This window comes from Mycobacterium sp. NGS35, assembly GCF_059812855.1.
The window spans coordinates 198,072-215,480 of the sequence record NZ_JCALDL010000005.1; the positions used below are offsets into that span (position 1 = coordinate 198,072).

General features: G+C 67.9%; 18 protein-coding genes and 1 pseudogene. 12 read left to right on the plus strand and 7 right to left on the minus strand.

The features are described 5' to 3' along the window. Positions 1–204 precede the first annotated feature (204 nt). Entirely contained in the window at positions 205–402 is a 198-nt protein-coding gene (locus AC5Y4C_RS11285; protein ID WP_499908377.1) for a hypothetical protein, read from the plus strand. Here AC5Y4C_RS11285 and AC5Y4C_RS11290 read toward each other — a convergent pair. After that, positions 381–1,622, minus strand: a pseudogene (locus AC5Y4C_RS11290) (alpha-hydroxy acid oxidase). The gene AC5Y4C_RS11285 and the pseudogene AC5Y4C_RS11290 sit on opposite strands and share 22 nt — an antisense overlap. Before the next feature lie 48 nt (positions 1,623–1,670). Here AC5Y4C_RS11290 and AC5Y4C_RS11295 point away from each other — a divergent pair. After that, positions 1,671–3,251: an acetolactate synthase large subunit gene (locus AC5Y4C_RS11295; protein ID WP_499962826.1), complete on the plus strand. Its 1,581-nt coding sequence runs from the start codon at positions 1,671–1,673 to the stop codon at positions 3,249–3,251. Positions 3,252–3,253: 2 nt separating this feature from the next. Continuing rightward, entirely contained in the window at positions 3,254–3,691 is a 438-nt protein-coding gene (locus AC5Y4C_RS11300) for a DUF1810 domain-containing protein (protein WP_499962825.1), read from the plus strand. Here AC5Y4C_RS11300 and AC5Y4C_RS11305 read toward each other — a convergent pair. Then, positions 3,668–4,945, minus strand: coding sequence for an alpha-amylase family protein (locus tag AC5Y4C_RS11305; RefSeq protein WP_499962823.1), 1,278 nt, complete (start codon positions 4,943–4,945; stop codon positions 3,668–3,670). The two genes, AC5Y4C_RS11300 and AC5Y4C_RS11305, sit on opposite strands and share 24 nt — an antisense overlap. 61 nt (positions 4,946–5,006) lie before the next feature. Between AC5Y4C_RS11305 and AC5Y4C_RS11310 the strand changes: the two genes are divergently transcribed. After that, entirely contained in the window at positions 5,007–5,636 is a 630-nt protein-coding gene (locus AC5Y4C_RS11310; RefSeq protein WP_499962821.1) for a PaaI family thioesterase, read from the plus strand. A gap of 36 nt (positions 5,637–5,672) precedes the next feature. Here AC5Y4C_RS11310 and AC5Y4C_RS11315 read toward each other — a convergent pair whose 3' ends face one another. Further along, on the minus strand, positions 5,673–5,891 hold the full coding sequence (locus tag AC5Y4C_RS11315) for a (2Fe-2S)-binding protein (RefSeq protein ID WP_499908365.1): 219 nt from the start codon (positions 5,889–5,891) through the stop codon (positions 5,673–5,675). A gap of 135 nt (positions 5,892–6,026) precedes the next feature. Here AC5Y4C_RS11315 and bfr point away from each other — a divergent pair, with 135 nt between their 5' ends. Continuing rightward, the gene (bfr, locus tag AC5Y4C_RS11320) at positions 6,027–6,509 is read left to right on the plus strand and encodes a bacterioferritin (RefSeq protein WP_499908363.1); all 483 of its coding nucleotides are present in this window, start codon (positions 6,027–6,029) and stop codon (positions 6,507–6,509) included. Positions 6,510–6,795: 286 nt separating this feature from the next. Here the strand turns inward: bfr and AC5Y4C_RS11325 are convergent, their stop codons facing one another. Continuing rightward, on the minus strand, positions 6,796–7,476 hold the full coding sequence (locus tag AC5Y4C_RS11325; protein WP_499962819.1) for a TetR family transcriptional regulator: 681 nt from the start codon (positions 7,474–7,476) through the stop codon (positions 6,796–6,798). Between the two features lie 70 nt (positions 7,477–7,546). Between AC5Y4C_RS11325 and AC5Y4C_RS11330 the strand changes: the two genes are divergently transcribed. The 5 genes from AC5Y4C_RS11330 to AC5Y4C_RS11350 all read left to right on the plus strand — a co-directional run bounded on the left by AC5Y4C_RS11330 (position 7,547) and on the right by AC5Y4C_RS11350 (position 11,729). Continuing rightward, complete coding sequence (locus AC5Y4C_RS11330; RefSeq protein ID WP_499962817.1) at positions 7,547–8,599, plus strand: ferredoxin reductase; 1,053 nt, start codon at positions 7,547–7,549, stop codon at positions 8,597–8,599. 14 nt (positions 8,600–8,613) lie between these two features. Beyond that, on the plus strand, positions 8,614–9,726 hold the full coding sequence (locus tag AC5Y4C_RS11335) for a fatty acid desaturase family protein (protein WP_499962815.1): 1,113 nt from the start codon (positions 8,614–8,616) through the stop codon (positions 9,724–9,726). Positions 9,727–9,801: 75 nt separating this feature from the next. Beyond that, complete coding sequence (locus AC5Y4C_RS11340) at positions 9,802–10,284, plus strand: hypothetical protein (RefSeq protein WP_499908354.1); 483 nt, start codon at positions 9,802–9,804, stop codon at positions 10,282–10,284. A 58-nt stretch (positions 10,285–10,342) separates the two neighbouring features. Then, the gene (locus AC5Y4C_RS11345) at positions 10,343–10,825 is read left to right on the plus strand and encodes a carboxymuconolactone decarboxylase family protein (RefSeq protein ID WP_499962813.1); all 483 of its coding nucleotides are present in this window, start codon (positions 10,343–10,345) and stop codon (positions 10,823–10,825) included. Between the two features lie 10 nt (positions 10,826–10,835). Next, entirely contained in the window at positions 10,836–11,729 is an 894-nt protein-coding gene (locus tag AC5Y4C_RS11350) for a crotonase/enoyl-CoA hydratase family protein (protein ID WP_499962811.1), read from the plus strand. A gap of 5 nt (positions 11,730–11,734) precedes the next feature. Here the strand turns inward: AC5Y4C_RS11350 and AC5Y4C_RS11355 are convergent, their stop codons facing one another. Both AC5Y4C_RS11355 and AC5Y4C_RS11360 read right to left on the minus strand, forming a co-directional pair. Then, a complete protein-coding gene (locus tag AC5Y4C_RS11355; protein ID WP_499962810.1) occupies positions 11,735–12,829 on the minus strand; it encodes an Rv2629 family ribosome hibernation factor in 1,095 nt (364 codons plus the stop codon). Between the two features lie 64 nt (positions 12,830–12,893). Then, the gene (locus AC5Y4C_RS11360) at positions 12,894–13,388 is read right to left on the minus strand and encodes a flavin reductase family protein (RefSeq protein ID WP_499908346.1); all 495 of its coding nucleotides are present in this window, start codon (positions 13,386–13,388) and stop codon (positions 12,894–12,896) included. Between the two features lie 89 nt (positions 13,389–13,477). On the opposite strand from AC5Y4C_RS11360, the gene AC5Y4C_RS11365 reads away from it, so the two are divergent. Both AC5Y4C_RS11365 and AC5Y4C_RS11370 read left to right on the plus strand, forming a co-directional pair. Next, positions 13,478–14,830 (plus strand): type I glutamate--ammonia ligase, encoded by a 1,353-nt coding sequence (locus tag AC5Y4C_RS11365; protein ID WP_499962808.1) that lies wholly within the window; start codon positions 13,478–13,480, stop codon positions 14,828–14,830. Further along, positions 14,827–15,966, plus strand: a complete 1,140-nt coding sequence (locus tag AC5Y4C_RS11370) for an amidohydrolase family protein (protein WP_499962806.1) — start codon at positions 14,827–14,829, stop codon at positions 15,964–15,966. Before AC5Y4C_RS11365 ends, AC5Y4C_RS11370 begins: the two co-directional genes overlap by 4 nt. On the opposite strand, the gene AC5Y4C_RS11375 is transcribed toward AC5Y4C_RS11370, so the two are convergent. Continuing rightward, on the minus strand, positions 15,935–17,260 hold the full coding sequence (locus AC5Y4C_RS11375) for a TIGR01777 family oxidoreductase (protein WP_499962804.1): 1,326 nt from the start codon (positions 17,258–17,260) through the stop codon (positions 15,935–15,937). The genes AC5Y4C_RS11370 and AC5Y4C_RS11375 overlap by 32 nt on opposite strands. Positions 17,261–17,409 lie beyond the last annotated feature (149 nt).

Below are 17,409 nucleotides of genomic sequence, written 5' to 3' on the forward strand. Positions count from 1 at the left end.
CAACCTAGGAGTCGGCCGTGTCCGCCACAACGCTTTCGCGGAGGTCGTCGTGCATGTCGGCGCGTTTCGCGTCGCGAACCGCCTGCCGGCCGCGTGCGTAGGTGTGCCGGCGACTTGCATCAGCCCCCGAACCAGCTCCTTGTCGTTTCGGTCATGTCGCGCGCCGACCGAAGGCGATCACCCGCATGGCCGAAACTGATACCTGTGGCGTTGGCCGGCCTGCCCGACGGTTCGCCGGTGGAGTTCGCCTTTGACGGCGTCGGACTGTTCCGCCGCGGCAGGCTGTGGCTTCTCGCGGGGATCGGCGCCTTCGACGTGCTGCCACTGCAGGCGAGAGCAGACCGCGCCGCTCTGGTCAACAGCGCGACCGGCGAGCTACATCAGCTGCCGACGCTCCCGTGAGGCGTCAATCGGTGCAGCTGCGTCACATGCCGCGGCGCCAGCTCCTCCAGGCAGGTCACGCCGAGCAGCCTCATCGTCCGCTGGACTTGGCCTGCGAGGATCTCGATCGCCCGGTCGACGCCCGCCCGTCCGCCGGCCATCAGCCCGTACAGGTAGGCGCGCCCGACCAGCACGCACCGCGCGCCGAGGGCCACCGCGGCGACGACGTCGGCCCCGGACAAGACCCCGGTGTCCACCAAAATCTCGACGTGCGAACCGAATTCGGCGACAACCCGGGGCAGCAGATGAAACGGCACCGGTGCGCGGTCGAGTTGGCGGCCACCGTGGTTGGACAGCACGATCCCGTCGACGCCGAGCTCCACCACGCGCCGCGCGTCCTCGACGGTTTGCACCCCTTTGACCACAAACTTGCCCGGCCATTGCTCCTTGATTCACGCCAGGTCGTCGAACGTGATCGTCGGGTCGAACAGGGTGTCCAGCAGATCGGCGACTGTGCCGGGCCACCGGTCGAAGCTGGCGAAGCTCAGCGGCTCGGTGGTCAGCAGATCGATCCACCACCGGGGATGCCGCAGCGCCTCGGCAATGGTGCGGGCGGTCAGTTGCGGCGGGATTGTCAGGCCGTTGCGGGTGTCACGCAGGCGTGCCCCTGCCACAGGCACATCGACGGTGACCAGTAGTGTGTCGAAGCCGGCTCGAGCCGCGCGTTCCACCAGCGCCATCGAGGCACTGCGATCCCGCCACATGTACAACTGAAACCAGTTGCGGCCGTTGGGGTTTGCGGCACGGACTTCTTCGATCGACCTGGTGCCCAGGGTGGACAGCGTAAACGGGATACCGGCCTGTCCGGCGGCGGTCGCGCCGGCGAGCTCACCCTCGGTGTGCATCATCCGGGTGAACCCGGTGGGAGCGACGGCCAACGGCAGCGCAGCCGGGGCCCCGAGCACGTCCCAGCCGGTACGCACGTGCGAGACGTCTCGCAATATCTCGGGATGAAACTCGATGTCGCGAAATGCCTGGCGCGCCCGCGCCAATGAAATCTCTTCCTCCGCAGCGCCTTCGGTGTAGTCGAACGCCGCTCTGGGCGTGCGCCGGCGCGCGAGCGTCCGTAGATCCTCGATGGTCAGCGCGGCTGCCAACCGCCGCCTGATGGGATTCAACAGCGGCTTCTTGAAACGAATGAGCGGCGCGAACTCACGGGGCCTGGGCAACCGCCGCTTCATCTGGCCGCTCCTTATCGCCGGTCAGCCAGCAGACTAGCCTGCAGAACCATGAATGGCGCGCGGGCACTGCTCGGCACACTTGTCGACGGCGGCGTCGACGTCTGCTTCGCCAATCCCGGCACGTCGGAGATGCATTTCGTCGCCGCCCTGGACGCCGTGCCGGCGATGCGTGGCGTGCTGACACTGTTCGAAGGGGTGGCGACCGGAGCGGCGGACGGCTACGCACGCGTCACCGGACGGCCCGCCGCCGTGCTTCTGCATCTGGGTCCGGGTCTGGGCAACGGGCTGGCCAACCTGCACAACGCCAAACGGGCCCGCGTGGCCATGGTCGTGGTGGTCGGTGACCACGCGACGTACCACAAGTGCTTCGACGCACCGCTGGAGTCCGACATCGACGCTGTGGCGCACAGTGTTTCGGGCTGGGTGCGCCGTTCGATGTCCGCCGCGCAGGTGGGTGCCGACGCTGCCGAAGCCATCGCCGTGGCCACCGCGGCGCCCGGCCGGATCGCGACGTTGATCCTTCCCGCCGACGTGTCGTGGACCGGCGGCGCCGCGATTCCTGCGCGCAAAACCACGCTCAGCGTCGACGAGCGCGCCGAAATCACATCGCGGTCCGACGAGGCGGTCGAGGGCGCCGCGAAGATACTGCGCAGCGGCGAGCCGACGGTGGTGTTCCTGGGCGGCGACGCGACCGGGGAAGAGGGATTGGTGGCGGCGTCGCGCATCGCGGCGGCAACCGGGGCACGACTGCTGTGTGAGACGTTCCCGGCCAAACTCAGCAGAGGTGCGGGATTGCCGGCCGTCGAACGGCTTGGCTATTTCGCCGAAGCCGCGGCCGCCCAACTCGACGGCGCGGCGCGGTTGATTCTGGCCGGCGCTCGGGCACCGGTGTCTTTCTTCGCCTACCCCGGCAAGCCCAGTGAGCTCACCCCGCCGGGGTGTGAGGTCCACGTGCTCGCCGAGCCGGGTCAGGCCACGGCCGCGCTGCGTGCGTTGGCTGACGAGGTCGCCAGCGACGCGCAAGCGACGGTGGCGCAGCTCAGCCGGCCGGCACTGCCCACCGGCGCGCTGACCGGTGTGAGCGTCGCCGCGGCGGTCGGCGCGCTGCTGCCCGAGAACGCGATCGTGGTCGACGAGTCCAACACCGCGGGGGTCACACTGCCGAGCGCGACCGCGGGCGCGCCGCGGCACGACTGGCTGACGCTGACCGGCGGCGCGATCGGGTACGGCTTGCCGGCCGCGGTGGGCGCAGCGGTCGCCGCGCCGGGACGCCACGTGCTGTGTTTGCAGGCCGACGGCTCGGCGATGTACACCCCGTCGGCACTGTGGACCATGGCCCGCGAGCAACTCGACGTCACCACCGTGATCTACAACAACGGCGCCTACGACATCTTGCGGCTGGAATTGCAGAGAGTCGGCGCACAAGCCGCCGGAGCGCCCGGGCCGCGCGCGCAGGCACTGCTCGACCTCGACCCGCCGCGGCTGGATTTCGTCGCGCTGGCCACCGCCATGGGAGTGCCGGCCCGGCGCGCCACCACGGCCGAAGAATTCACCGCCGCGCTCGCCGATGCGCTCACCAGCCCTGGCCCGCATCTGATCGACGCCGTGATCCCGAGCATGACGGGCTGACCATGAGCGACCCGTTCGATCTGCAGCGGTTCGTCGACGCGCAGGCCCCGGTTTACGACAGGGTGGTCGCCGAGCTGCGGGCCGGCGCCAAGCGCAGCCACTGGATCTGGTTCATCTTCCCGCAGCTGGCGGGGCTGGGCCGCAGTCCGACCGCGGCCAAGTTCGCGATCTCGTCGCTCGACGAGGCGCGGGCGTACCTTGAGCACCCCATCCTGGGCCCGCGGCTGCGGGAATGCACCACGCTCGTCAACGCCATCGAGGGTGCCTTGGTGGACGAGATCTTCGGCTGGCCGGACAATTTGAAGGTGCGCTCGTCGATGACGTTGTTCGCGCAGGCAACCGACGACAATCGTGAATTCGTCGAGCTTCTCGAGAAGTTCTACGGCGGCGAGGAAGACCCCGCCACCCTGGCGCTGCTAGGCCTGCGGCCGCAACACTAGCCAGCCGTGCGGCGCGACCACAGCCTCATCGAAGACGGCCAGCTCGGAAGCCCCGGTGCCGCCCAGCACCTGGGCGCGCCCAATTCCTATGTCGTGCAAGCGAACCGGCAGGGCAGTGTCGTCGATGTTCAGCGCCACCAGTAGTGCATCGTCACCGTGGCGGCTGGTGTAGACGTAGCTGCGGTTGTCCAGCTGCACGGCCGTGGTCGTGGCGCGATACAGCCACGGGTGGCGGCGCCGCAGCCCGATCACGAACTGGTGCAGGCGCAACAGCTCCTCGGCCTCGCCGGCGAGCGACTCAGGGGCCGAGGGGAATTCAGGCCGGATCGCGTCGTCGCCGCCGAAGCGTTCTTCCTTGATGCCGCGGTAACCGAACTCGTCGCCGGCGTAGACGCTCGGCACCCCGCCGACGGTCATCTGAATCACCAAAGCATGTGCCAGGTGCCGCGCGTCGTCCAGCCGGCTCGCGATCCGCGTGACGTCGTGGTTTCCGATGAAGGTCAGCGGCGCGAACGCGGTCAGAAAGTCGTTGTGCCGCTGTATCGCCCAGTCGAGCTCGTGGAAGTTGCCGTCATTCAGAGAACTCCAGATCGCCTTCCACAGCTCGTATTGCGTGACGGAATCGAAGCCGGCTGCCTCGACGCGTGCGGTGTAGTCGCCGTGGATCACCTCGGCGACGAACCAGGCCTGCGGATGGGCTTTGCGCACGCGTGCAAGGACCGCTTCCCAGAACTCATCCGGCATCGCGTACGCCGCGTCGAGCCGCCAACCGTCGGCACCGCGGTCCAGCCAGTGGCTCATCACAGCGGCGACGTAGTCGACGACTTCCGGATTCGAGTGATCGAGCGTGATCAGTTCACCGTGGCCTTCGAAAGTGTCAAAGCCGTTGTGGGCCAGGCGAAACCAATCCGGACGGCCGAAGTCGCCACTGACGTGGTTGAACACTCCGTCGAGCAGAACGCGCAGCCCCCTGCGGTGCGCCTCGCCGACCAGAAAGTCGAAGTCCGCGTCGTCACCCAGGCGCGGATCGATACGGTAGTGGTCGACGGTGTCGTATCCGTGTGTGCGCGAGGCGAAGATCGGCCCGAGCGCGACACCGGAGGCGCCGAGCTCGACGGTGTGGTCAAACCATCCAGCGATGCGCCGCAACCGGTGCTCGTCCGGGCCGGGCGGAGGGTCGGCGGGAAAGGCGCCGACGAAACCGAGCGGATAGAGCTGCCACCAGATCGCGTGTTCTACCCAGGCGAGCGCCACGGGTGGGCAGTCTACGTCCTACTTCCGTTCGCGCCCGAGCACTGTGGCAGCATCAGCGACCATGTTGGAGTTCACGCACCACGACCTCACCGCCGAGGAGATCGCGCGGCTGCGGCAGGTCTACGAGCCGCTGACGCAGTCGGTGCGTGAACTGATCGACGCCACGATCCGGACAGAGGTGGATGCCGAGACGGTGGCCGAGGTGACAGCCCAGATCGACGCCGCAACGGCCAGGTTGCGGACAAAGCAGCTGCCCGGTCCGTTCGGGGTGCGCTACACCGGCGAGGGAAACGGGATGGCGTGGGGCAATCCGGCGATCGGCGTGCGCAACCCGATCGCGCCGCCGCTGGTGCTGCACCGCGACCCCGACAGCGACAGCGACAAGGTATGGACGGACTTTCACCTGGGTGCGCCCTACGAAGGACCGCCCGGACATGTCCACGGCGGGGTCTGCGCTCTGGTGCTCGACCATGTTCTCGGCGAAGCGGCGAGCAACCCGCCCCGGCCCGCGCTGACGGGCACGATCACGCTGCGATACCTGCGGGCGACCCGGCTCGGCGCGCTGCACGCCGAGGCCACGATCGACCGGGTGGAGGGTGTCAAGACGTTCGCGGTCGGCCATCTCGCCGACGACGAGGGGGTCACGGTCCAGGCCGAAGGTGTGTTCATCGTCCCCAAGTGGGCTCGCTGAGCCCAACGGGATCCTGACGTCGAATGACCTTGGCGCTCAAACCCTTTCGAGCAACCGGACGGCTCCGCTGCGCTCGCAGGCGCCGCAATTGCCGGGCGCCGCGGAGGCGATGATCGCCCGCACCGTGCGCCGGCAGCGGCCACAGTCCGATCCTGCACCACACGCCTTGGCGACCTCGTTGCAGGTCGACGCTCCCCGCGAGACCGCGTCGGCGACCTCGTGGCTGGTCGCTCCGGTACACAAGCAGACGTACATGGCGACTCGTCACCGCCCCCGCTTCGAACGCATTTCCCTAGCCAACAGGTTAGGCTTACCTACTGTCAAGTGACACGTCTCGCTGCCACCCCGAATGACGGCGTGGCCTTTTGGCATGGACTAGATTCATGAGCCATGCAAGGTGACCCCGAAGTCCTCAAGCTGCTCAACGAACAATTGACCAGTGAGCTAACGGCGATCAATCAGTACTTCCTGCACTCCAAGATGCAGGAGAACTGGGGATTCACCGAGCTTGCGAAGCGCACGCGCGAAGAGTCGTTCGAGGAGATGCACCACGCCGAGTGGGTGACCGACCGCATCCTGCTGCTGGATGGCCTGCCGAACTACCAGCGGCTGTTCTCACTGCGCGTGGGGCAGTCGTTGCGCGAGCAGTTCGAAAGCGACCTGGCGATCGAGTACGAAGTGAAGGCGCGCCTCGGCCCGGGGATCATTCTGTGCCGCGAGAAGCAGGACTCGACCACAGCGACGCTGTTCGAGCGGATATTGGCAGACGAAGAGAAGCACATCGACTGGCTGGAGACGCAGCTGGAGCTGATGGACAAGCTCGGCGAGCAACTCTATGCCGCGCAGTGCGTATCGCGACCGCCCAGCAATTGAGTTCGAGGCGGTCGGCGATGGGGGCCAGCCGCTAGCTTCTTAACGTTGGGTTGCGACCCCTTCATCGCCTAACAGCGAGCGCAGGCGCAACCAGCCCCAGCCCGCCGCTCTCTGCCGAGTCCCCGTCGCTTCGGCAAGCCAAACCTGGTGGCCGCGGATTGCCTTGCACGCGCTCGTGTGGCCGTCGGTCAGCATGGGGGCAGATTCGTCGTACCGTTCTCACTGCCTCTGAATGCCGGTGAACGGTCGTGCTATTCAGCCAGCGCCGCGCTCGTCATCGGCGTTGTCATGGCCCTTCGCTGCTGCGCCACCCTGCCACGCCCACGACGATCATGCGCAGTTGCTTGATCGCGGCATGCTTGATTTCCTCCTGGGCGGCAGCGTCCGGTGCATCCTCGATGGCCTCGGCGATCACGATCATCGAGTTCACGAACAGACTGGCAAGGATGTTGAGATCCTCTGTGCTCCAGCCATTGAGAGCAGGGAAGCGAGCGAGGTCGGTGGCCAGTTCGGACGTGATGAGCCGGATCTCGGTGCGAATCGCATACCGCAGCACCGAAACCCCGCTGTTGCGCTCCCGGCCGATGAACCGCCAGTGCTCGCGCTGAGCCGCGACACTTCCGACGACGATCTCGACGGACGACTCGATCACTCGATTCGGGTCGAGTTTGCCGGCCCGCGCCGAGCGCAGCATGTCACGTAACACCCGAAACGACTCGTCGATGAGCACCAGCCCGAGCGCTTCCATCGACTCGAAATGCCGATAGAACGCGGCCGGCACGATACCCGCCTCCCGCGTCACCTCGCGCAAACTCAACGCGCTGAAGCTGCGATCGTCGAGGAGTTTGAGCGCGGCTGCGACGATCGCGCGCCGGGTGGCTTCTTTTCGTTCGCCGCGAGAGACCTTCTCCTGCGTGTCGGAAGCGCGCGAGCGCCGCGACCGTGAGCTGGGCGTACGACTGTTCACTGATGTGAAGCCTACCACAACCAGCACTTTTCCGTTGACATTGGCCCGCTCGCCCCGCAACGGTATACATATGTTCACTCAAACACTCGCCAGGCGGGTGCTGGGTTCCGGCCTGGTCGACCTCCTCACCGGCCCCCACGGCGTGGATCGCTACACCGAGCTGGTGGCGCCCACATGGTCACTGGCCGACGCCCGGGCGAAGGTGGTCGCCGTCGAACACCGGACCCCGCGCAGCGTGACGCTCACCCTGGCGCCCAACGCCGCCTTCCCCGGGTTCACCGCGGGCCAGCACGTCAACCTCACCGTCGAGATCGACGGGCGCCGCCACACGCGGTGCTACTCGCCGGCCAGCGCCCAGCACACGGATCTGATCGAGATCACCGTCGGACTCCATGAGAGCGGACTGGTCTCGACGTTCCTTCATCACCATGCGCAGGCCGGCATGGTGGTGGGCCTCGACGGCGTGGGCGGTGACTTCGTGCTGCCGAACCCGCGGCCGCGCCGGATCCTGTTCGTGGCCGGGGGCAGCGGCATCACGCCGGTGATGTCGATGCTTCGGACGCTGAGGGCCGAGAAGTACGACGGGCACGTCGCGGTGGTGCACTACGCCCGCTCGGCGCGGGAGGCCTGCTACCGCGACGAGCTCGACGCCATGCCGGGCGTGCGGGTACTGCATGGCTTCACCCGCTCCGGCGACGGCGACCTGCGCGGCCACTTCGACGCCACCCACCTCGCCGCCGCAATGCCGTCGCCGCAGGCCGTGTACGTCTGCGGGCCGCCGTCGCTGGCCGACGCCGTCCGCGACCACTGCGAGAACGTCCGGGCCGAGAGCTTCGTGCCCCCGGTCTTCGACGTGCCGACGGAGCGGGTGGAAGGCCGAATCCTGTTCAGCGACAGCGGGATCGACAGGCAAAGCGATGGGCGTTCACTTCTCGAGCAGGCCGAGGACGCGGGGTTGACACCCGCCAGCGGATGCCGCATGGGCATCTGCCACACCTGCACACGCCGCAAGACCCGCGGCGCCGTCCGCAACCTGATCACCGGCGCGGTCTCGACCACCGACGAGCAGGACGTGCAGATCTGCGTGTCAGTGCCCGTCGGTGACGTCGAACTTGCCTTGTAGAAGAAAGATTCACGATGACCACACATGTGACCCTCACCCCGGAGCAGACAGAAGCCTTCGGCCGCGAACTCGACGCGCTGCGCCAGCGCGTGGTGGCCGACCTCGGCGAGCGGGACGCGACCTATATCCGTCGCGTCGTCAAGACCCAGCGGGCACTCGAGGTCGGCGGCCGCGCGCTGCTGACCGCCGGCGTGCTGCCGCCGGCGTGGCTGGCCGGCACCACCATGCTCGCGCTGTCGAAGATCTTGGACAACATGGAGATCGGCCACAACGTCATGCACGGACAGTACGACTGGATGGGCGATCCGGCCCTCTCGAGCCGCCGGTTCGAGTGGGACACCGCCTGCCCGGCTGACCAGTGGCGGCACTCGCACAACTACATGCACCACACGTTCACCAACATCGTGGGCATGGACCGCGACATCGGTTACGGGATCCTGCGGATGAGCGACAAGCAACGCTGGCACCCGTATTACTTGGGCAATCCGCTGTACGCGTTGCTGCTGATGGTGCTGTTCCAATATGGCGTCGCCGCACATGAACTGGAAGCCGAACGCATCCGGTCCGGTGAGCTGCGCTGGTCGGACAAGCGTGACGTCGCCGCCGGAATGTGGCGCAAGACGCGCCGGCAGCTGCTCAAGGACTACGTCGCATTTCCGCTGCTGGCCGGTCCCTTCGCGCCCGTCGTGGCGGCGGGCAATCTGACCGCCAACCTGGCCCGCAACATCTGGGCCTTCATGATCATCTTCTGCGGTCATTTCCCCGACGACGTCGCCGAGTTCTCGGTCGAGGAAACGGCGGAGGAGACGCGGGGACAGTGGTACTTCCGGCAGCTCCTGGGTTCGGCGAACTTGAGTGGCGGCAAGCTCTTTCACATCTTGACCGGAAACCTGTCATTCCAGATCGAGCACCATCTGTTCCCCGACATCCCGGCGCACCGCCACGCCGAGATCTCCGTCGAGGTGCGCGAGATCTGCGAGCGCTATGGGATCCCGTACCACACCGGGCCGCTGCACCGTCAGTTCGGCACCGTCGTCCGCAAGATCGTGCGGTTGGCGCTGCCGCCCAAGCCCCCGCTCATCGCCTTCAAGCGGCGGCAAGAAGCGCCGGCGGCGGCGGCCGCGTAGCCGGTTTCCACCTGCTGGGCGTGGGGTAGCCCGCTGGCACCGTCGCAACGGCGCGGCGGTGATAGAGGAGAGATCATGAGCAGCCCTAGCGAACACCTCGGTGAAGAACCACAAGAGGAACGCGGCGCTCCCGGCTCGCGGGACACCGGATCAGACCAGCCGTCTGGTGGTCCGACAGACCGGCCGTCGGACAGCTATCAGGGCGATGAGACAGTGCCGACTCACGGCGGCGGCGGCAAAGCGGCGCCGAAGGACGCCACAGGTGAGCTGCCACCGCAGGATGTGAAACCGGCCGTGCCGCCGTACGAAGGGCGGCAGACCAGCACCGCGACCGGCACCACCGCCGACCAGGCAGCCGACGCCAGAACGGGCGGAGCGAGCGGACCGCAGGCCGACGCGGACTACAAGGCGCCGGCGCCCGGATCCACACCCGGCGGCGCCACCGGCTCGCCGGCCAGCGAGCAGCCGGCATCGCAGGCGCCGGAAACTGACCGCGGCCAGGACATGACCGGGCCGGCCCACGTCGGCGGCACCGGACGCGCCGAAGACAAGCGCTGATCGCCGTCGAACTAGAACGTGTTACAGGACGGGGTGACACGGCGTAGCATCGCGTGCCATGAGCCGGATCGGAAATTTCGCCGACGACGACCTCGTCGGCTGGTTCGCCGCGTCACCCGAATTGGGCGGCGCACTGGCGAATTTCAGCGACGCCGTCTACCACCGCAGCCGGCTGCCGCTGCGGCTCCGCGAGATCGCGCGCATGGTCATCGCACTGGACAACGAGTGCGCGGTGTGCGAGAACACCCGCTTCGGCGACGGTCCCGCCGCCGGTGTCGACGAGGAGTTCTACGCGCACGTGCCCCAGTGGCGCACCTGGGCCGGCTACAGCGAGCAGGAACGGCTGGCAGCCGAGTTCGCTGCGCGATTCGCGGCGGATCACACCGGCCTTCGTGACGACGAGAACTTCTGGGAGCGCTGTCGGCAGCACTTCTCCGACGAGATCCTCGCCGACCTGGCGTTGTCGTGTGCCCTGTGGCTGGGCATGGGCCGGGTGCTGCGCACGCTCGACATCGGCCAGGCCTGCAAGCTCACGGTGTGAGCTGACCTGGATGAGTTACCAAACCATCCTCTACGACACCGACGGCCCGATCGCGCGGATCACGCTGAACCGGCCCGAGGCGCTGAACACCATCGTCGCGCCGATGCCCGACGAAGTCGAAGACGCCGTCGACACCGCCGTACGCGACCAGGCGGTGAAGGTGATCGTGCTGCGCGGCGCAGGCCGCGCATTCTGTGCGGGCTACGACTTCGGCGGCGGATTCCGTTACGGCGCAGAGGTTTTCAGCACCGACGGGCGCTGGGATCCCGGCAAGGACATGATCCACACCACGGCCGCTGCGACGTCGCCGCACCAGAAGTTCATGAGCATCTGGCGCTCACCCAAACCGGTGATCGCCCAGGTGCACGGCTGGTGCATCGGCGGCGGCAGCGACTACGCCCTCTGCGCTGATGTGGTGATCGCCAGCGAGGACGCACAGATCGGCACCCCGTACTCGCGGGTCTGGGGCGCATACCTGTCCGGGATGTGGATCTACCGCCTCGGGCTGACCCGCGCGAAATATCATGCGCTGACCGGCCGGCCGCTGTCAGGCCGCGAAGCAGCGGACGTAGGGCTGATCAACCAGGCGGTGCCGTTCGCCGAACTGGAAGCGGTGGTCGCAGCGCAGGCCTCAGAGCTGGCCTCGTTGCCAATGGGCCAACTCGCCGCCCAGAAACTGATGGTCAACCAGGCCTACGACAACATGGGGCTGGCGTCCACGCAGACATTGGGCGCCATTCTCGATGGCATCATGCGAAACATCCCCGAGGCACATGCGTTCATCGAACAGGCTGCGACGCAAGGTGTTTCGTCAGCGGTGGCCGAACGCGACGGCCGGTTCGGCGATTACAGCCAAGCGCTGCCGTCACGCAAACCCGACCCGAACCACGTCATCCACCCGTAGATGGGCTAGTGGTGGCTGCGGGCGTACCGCAGCACCGCCGCGACGCCGTCGGCTGGCGAGATCCGCTCGTCCGTGCGTACCAGGTTCGCGTCGATCGCCACCGCCGCCAGCGGCAGGGCCTCGTCGGCGCGCACCACCCGCGGCGCCTCGCCCAGTTCAGACAGCACGTTCTCGTTGGGGGCGACACTGGTCACCGCGTCGCCGATCACCACGGTCACGTCGCCGAGGTCGCCGATGATCAGCGTCTCCACGGCGCCGTCGCGCAACGCCGCACACACGCCGTCCAGACCTTCCACAGCCAGATCGTGTGACAGGCCGGCCTGAAATCGTTGCGCCGCATCGTCGATCACCGCGGCGCGGCGCAGCAGGAATTCCGAGTCGATCGCGTGACGCACCTCGTCGTCGTCGATTCCGCTGTGCCGGGCGCCGACTTTGAGCTCGACCACCTTGTCGGCGACGCGCTCCGGCAGATCGGCGATCAGATCCGACCGCGACTGCACTTCCCCGAGCACGAACACGACCTCGGCCTTGGTGACGTCCACCAGCGATGCCAGCCGCTCGCTGACCGCGCGGATGTTCTTGGCTTGCGCATTTTCGGCGGCGCGCTGGGGGTCGCCGCGGCCCGGCGTTTCAGCGCTCTGCGCGTGATGCACCGGATACCCGCCGCCGTCGACTGTTTCGCTGCGGTCGTGGTCGTTTCGGTGCACGGTGATGTCCGCGCCCGCGTGGTCCACGGCCACCAGGAGATAGGTGTGCTGTTCGGCGGCGTGCTCGATCAACGGCACCAAATACGGCAACGGCGATACCCGAGCGACGGTCGCGGCGGGCGGGCGGATCAAGTGCTCGTTGAGAAGGACGGTGTCACCGGCCGCGACGATGCCTCGGCCGCTGCGGCCCACCGGCGGCCGCGCCCCGAGTACCGCCGGCTCGATCACATCGGCCAACGCTGCGCCGCCCTGCTGCTCGAGCTGTTCGCGCAGCCCGCGCCATTTCAGCTCCAGCTGCGCCTCGGCGTCCTGTGTGTCGTGGGAATCGTCGAAGTAGACGGAAGCGAACGGTCCCTCCGCATTCAGCAGGTGTCGGAAGCGTTCGGCGTGCATGAGCCCTCCTGTGTCAGCCGGTTACCGGTAAGGAGTGCCCCCGCTCGTGTCCGGCAAACCCGCGTCACGCCTCGTGGCCTGGTTCGAGGTCGCGTACGTCGGCGAAGGTGACGAGGTCGCCCAGCCGTTCGGGCGCATGTCCGGCGATCGGGTCCAGCAGAAATCCGACGTGGTCGCCGACGTCGAACCGGTTCAAGATGCGTCCGGCGAACCAGCCGACCGCGTCGGTGAGAATCGGCAGCCCCTCGGGTCCCGGCTGCCACGCGCAGCGGGAGAACTTGTCCACGCGATCGCCGGTTTCGCTGCCGAAAAGCCGAGCTACATCACGGCGTTGGTGAGGCAGCAGGTGAACCGCCAGGTGGGTGGCTCGGCTGGCGACCCGAAACGTGTAGTTCTTCTTCGACAGCCCGGCCAAGAATCTCGACGGATCGATGCTGACCTGGCTCGTGAACCCGACGAGGCAACCGGCTCGCTGGTCACCGGAACGCGTGGTGACCACGAACATGGGGTAGTCGAGGAGGCCGACGAGGGCGTCGAACGCGCAGTGGTCTGTCGTCATCGCACTTCGCAGCGTACGTAATTCCTGGGCCGAATTGGTGTGATGCGGTAACACCTCGTCGCGGGTGTGCGCCCGGCACAATGTCTGAGATGACAGACCAAGCGCCGGCCGCACCATCCCTCGCTCAGCTCGACGCCGGCGGCATCGAAACCGTGATCGGCACCGTGGTGAACCCTGCCGGCCTCACGCACGCGAAAATGGTGCCACCGCGCCGGTTGTCGGCATTCGCCGATCCCGGCTTGGGTGCCAGCCCGGTGTGGCACGTCTTCACGATCGACCAGACTGGCATCGCCTTCACCAAAGACATCGGCGTGGTCGGCGACGAGCGCATCCGGCTGGACCTCGGCGCGCTTCGCACGTTGGGAGACGGGCTGGCCTGGGCGCCGGGCTGCTTCTTCGACCAGCACGGTGACCCGATACCGGCGTGCAGCCGCGGCACCCTGCGCCGCGTCGAGGAGCGCGCTCGCCGCGCCGGCTTCGAGGCGTCGTTCGGCCACGAGATCGAGTTCCTGCTCGTCGGTCCTGACGGCAGCCGGTTGCCTTCGGCGCTATGGGCGCAATACGGCCTCGCCGGTGTGCTCGAACACGAGCACTTCGTGCGCGACGTCACCACAGCGGCCGCCTCTGCCGGAATCGGCGTCGAGCAGTTCCACCCCGAGTACGGCGCCAACCAGTTCGAGATTTCCTTGTCACCGTTGGCGCCGGTCGCCGCTGCCGATCAGCTGGTGCTGATGCGGCTGATTGTGGGCCGGGTGGCGCGCCGCTACGGCACACGCGTCACCTATTCGCCGGTACCATTCGCCGGCAGCGTGGGATCCGGTGCACATCAACACTTTTCGCTGACAAAGGACGGCGAACCGGTGTTCTCCGGCGGGTCGGGCGTGGAGGGAGTGACGCCGGACGGCGAGCACGCGATCGGAGGAATTCTCGCCGGCCTGCCCGAAGCGCAGGGCGTGCTGAGCGGCTCCGTCGTCTCCGGATTGCGAATGCAGCCGGGCTCCTGGGCGGGCGCCAACGTCTGCTGGGGGACCGAGAACCGTGAAGCGGCGGTGCGGTTTCTTCTCGGCGGCCCGGCCAACCCGCACGGCGCCAATGTCGAGGTCAAGGTCGTCGACGCTTCGGCCAATCCGTATTTCGCATCTGCCGCGATCCTGGGCTTGGCCCTCGACGGGATCGAGAACCGCACGCCGCTGCCACCGCAAGTCGCGGTGGACCCCGCGTCGTTGCCCGACGAACAACGCCGCCACGCAGGCGTATTCGCGCTGCCGACGGATCAAGCCACGGTGCTCGACGCGCTTGACGGGTCGCGGCGGATACGCGCCATCCTCGGTGACGCTGCCGTCGACGTCACCGTCGCGGTGCGCCGCTACGAGCACGACACGTACGGCACGTTGAAACCGGCCGAACTGGCCGACACGTTCCGCATGGCGTGGAGTCTGTGACCGCCTCGGCTCTCGCCGAAAACGTCGCCCGGCTGACGCTGGTCGACCACCACGTGCACGGCTGCTGGACTCGCAGCGGTGACCGGGCCCGTTTCGAGAACGCGTTGAACGAAGCCAACACCGAACCGATCGCCGAGTTCGATTCCGGCTTCGACACCCAGCTGGGGTTCGCCGTCCGCGCGCACTGCGCGCCGCTGCTGGGCTTGAGCGCGCATGTGGCTGCGGAAGAGTACTGGCAGCGCCGCAGCGAGCTCAGCGAAGCGGACCTGGCCCGGGTTTTCCTGCCCCGCGCGGGAGTGTCGGATTGGCTTGTCGATACCGGACTTTCGGGTGACGTGACGGGCCTCGACGACCTGGCCGCGCTGTCCGGCGGCCGTGCTCACGAAGTGGTGCGGCTCGAAACGGTCGCCGAGGAAGCTCGGGCTGCCGGTGGCGGGTACGCCGACGCGTTCGACGAGCAGCTGCATCGGCGGGCGGCCGGCGCGATCGCGACCAAGTCGATCTTGGCGTATCGCGGCGGTTTCGACGGGGACCTGTCGGAGCCGTCCGCCGCCGAGGTCACCGACGCGGCCGCGCGGTGGCGAGACAGCGGCGGCCGGCTCACCGACCGCGTGCTCCTGCGGTTCGGGCTGCACCGCGCGCTGCGGCTGCGAAAGCCGTTGCAGCTTCACGCCGGTCTGGGCGACCGCGATTGCGACCTTCACAAGACGAATCCGCTGCTGCTGCTGGACTTCCTCCGCGCCAGTGGCGATACCCCGATCATGCTGTTGCATTGCTATCCGTACGAGCGGGAAGCGGGCTATCTGGCGCAGGCGTTCAACAACGTCTACGTCGACGGCGGCCTGTCGATCAACCACCTCGGGGCCCGTTGCCGCGGAGTGGTCGGCCGGCTGCTCGAACTTGCGCCGTTCCGTAAGATCCTGTACTCGTCGGACGGGTTCGGACCGGCCGAGCTGCACTATCTCGGAGCAGCCCTGTGGCGCAACGCGATTCGCGATGTGCTGCAGGGCTTCGTCGACGCCGGGCAGTGGAGTCAAGCCGACGCGATCCGGGTGGCCGAGCTGATCGGCTTCCGCAACGCCGCCCGTGTCTACGGCTTGCAGCTCAATCGCGCAGGCGGCCCAATTGCTGGCTGAGCGCATCGGCGAGTCGCGGATGGCGGAACCGGTGCCCGACCTCGAGGAGGCGGCGCGCAGCGACGCGCTGGCTGGCTGCAGCCAGCTCGCGGGCGCCATCTGCGCCCAGTAGCAATCGCGGCCCGAACGCCGGGATCGGCAGCAGAGTGGGGCGGTGCATCACGCCGCCCAGCGTCCGGGTGTATTCGGAATTCCGAACGGGCTGTGGCGCAACGGCATTGACGGGTCCGGCTAGCCGGCCATCCCACAGGGCCCGGTGGTAGACGTCGACCAGATCGTCGATGCCGATCCACGATACCCACTGCGTGCCGGCGCCCAGCCGGCCACCGAGGCCGCTGGCGAAGACCGGCCGTAGCAGCCGCAGGGTTCCGCCGCGGGCGGCTTGGACGATGCCGGTGCGCACCGTCACCACCCGCAGGCCGGCCGGTGCTGCCGCTGCGGCTGCGGCCTCCCAGTCCGCCACGACGTCGGCCAAGAAGCCCTCGCCGCGCTCGCTGTGTTCGGTGAGCACCTCGTCGCCGCGGTCGAAACCGTAGAACCCGATGGCCGAGGCGCTGACGAACACCGACGGTCCGTTGTCGGCTCTTTGGGCGGCTTCGGCGAGCAGCCGGGTGGGCTCGACGCGGCTCTCTCGGATCGCGCGCCGATGTTCAGCGGTGAACCGACCGGCGATCGATGCGCCCGCGAGGTGGACCACGGCATCCACACCGTCGAGCAGATCCGGCGCCGGATCGCCCGGGTCCCAGTAGCGCTCATCGCGGCCGGCGGCCGGGCGTCGTACGAGCCGGATGACGCGATGGCCGCCGCTGGTCAAAAACGCCGACAGCGCAGAGCCGACGAGGCCGGAGGCACCAGTGAGGGCGATGGTTCGTGCGGTGAAGCCGTGCTCGGCTGCGGTGCGGTGAGCGGTGAGGTCGTCGGCAAGTTGGCGGTGCCGGTAGACGAACATCGGACGCAACACCCACGCCGGGACCGGCGTGTCGACCCGGTCGCGCATGAGCGTGTGGCCCGCGCTTGTTTCGCTGAACTGGTGGGTGTGCCGCCACCCGCCGATGGCCAGCGCGTCGACGAATTGTCGTTGCGGCACATAGCTTTTCGGGTCGTGGACAGCGACCCAGCGCAAACCACCGGGAAGACCGAGCACCGCCCGCCCGTCGGCCAGTGATTCCGCCTCAGACAGCGGAGTCAACGGTTGCCACGGCGGCATCAGCCGCGGCATTGCTCCGGGCCGGGCGTGCCACGAAAACACCTCCGGTAGCGGGTGAGCGATCACGCTCGTGTGCTCGATGCTCATCGATGGCCCTTCCGTGGCAAACCTGTAATTCTTATTCGACACCGCAGCGGCTGCGGACGGTGACGGAATCGGTCCGGCCGCCAACGGGTTGTCGGCGCCGTCGCCTCGTTTCGTCGCCCAGAGTGCGGGTAGTCCCGTCCAGCGGAAAG

Bases quoted from the DNA above. Each gene is read 5' to 3' on its own strand.
- AC5Y4C_RS11295 (WP_499962826.1), top strand. From the start codon at position 1,671: ATGAATGGCGCGCGGGCACTGCTCGGCACACTTGTCGACGGCGGCGTC.
- AC5Y4C_RS11300 (WP_499962825.1), top strand. From the start codon at position 3,254: ATGAGCGACCCGTTCGATCTGCAGCGGTTCGTCGACGCGCAGGCCCCG.
- AC5Y4C_RS11310 (WP_499962821.1), top strand. From the start codon at position 5,007: ATGTTGGAGTTCACGCACCACGACCTCACCGCCGAGGAGATCGCGCGG.
- AC5Y4C_RS11315 (WP_499908365.1), bottom strand. From the start codon at position 5,891: ATGTACGTCTGCTTGTGTACCGGAGCGACCAGCCACGAGGTCGCCGAC.
- bfr (WP_499908363.1), top strand. From the start codon at position 6,027: ATGCAAGGTGACCCCGAAGTCCTCAAGCTGCTCAACGAACAATTGACC.
- AC5Y4C_RS11330 (WP_499962817.1), top strand. From the start codon at position 7,547: ATGTTCACTCAAACACTCGCCAGGCGGGTGCTGGGTTCCGGCCTGGTC.
- AC5Y4C_RS11335 (WP_499962815.1), top strand. From the start codon at position 8,614: ATGACCACACATGTGACCCTCACCCCGGAGCAGACAGAAGCCTTCGGC.
- AC5Y4C_RS11340 (WP_499908354.1), top strand. From the start codon at position 9,802: ATGAGCAGCCCTAGCGAACACCTCGGTGAAGAACCACAAGAGGAACGC.
- AC5Y4C_RS11345 (WP_499962813.1), top strand. From the start codon at position 10,343: ATGAGCCGGATCGGAAATTTCGCCGACGACGACCTCGTCGGCTGGTTC.
- AC5Y4C_RS11350 (WP_499962811.1), top strand. From the start codon at position 10,836: ATGAGTTACCAAACCATCCTCTACGACACCGACGGCCCGATCGCGCGG.
- AC5Y4C_RS11355 (WP_499962810.1), bottom strand. From the start codon at position 12,829: ATGCACGCCGAACGCTTCCGACACCTGCTGAATGCGGAGGGACCGTTC.
- AC5Y4C_RS11360 (WP_499908346.1), bottom strand. From the start codon at position 13,388: ATGACGACAGACCACTGCGCGTTCGACGCCCTCGTCGGCCTCCTCGAC.
- AC5Y4C_RS11365 (WP_499962808.1), top strand. From the start codon at position 13,478: ATGACAGACCAAGCGCCGGCCGCACCATCCCTCGCTCAGCTCGACGCC.
- AC5Y4C_RS11375 (WP_499962804.1), bottom strand. From the start codon at position 17,260: ATGAGCATCGAGCACACGAGCGTGATCGCTCACCCGCTACCGGAGGTG.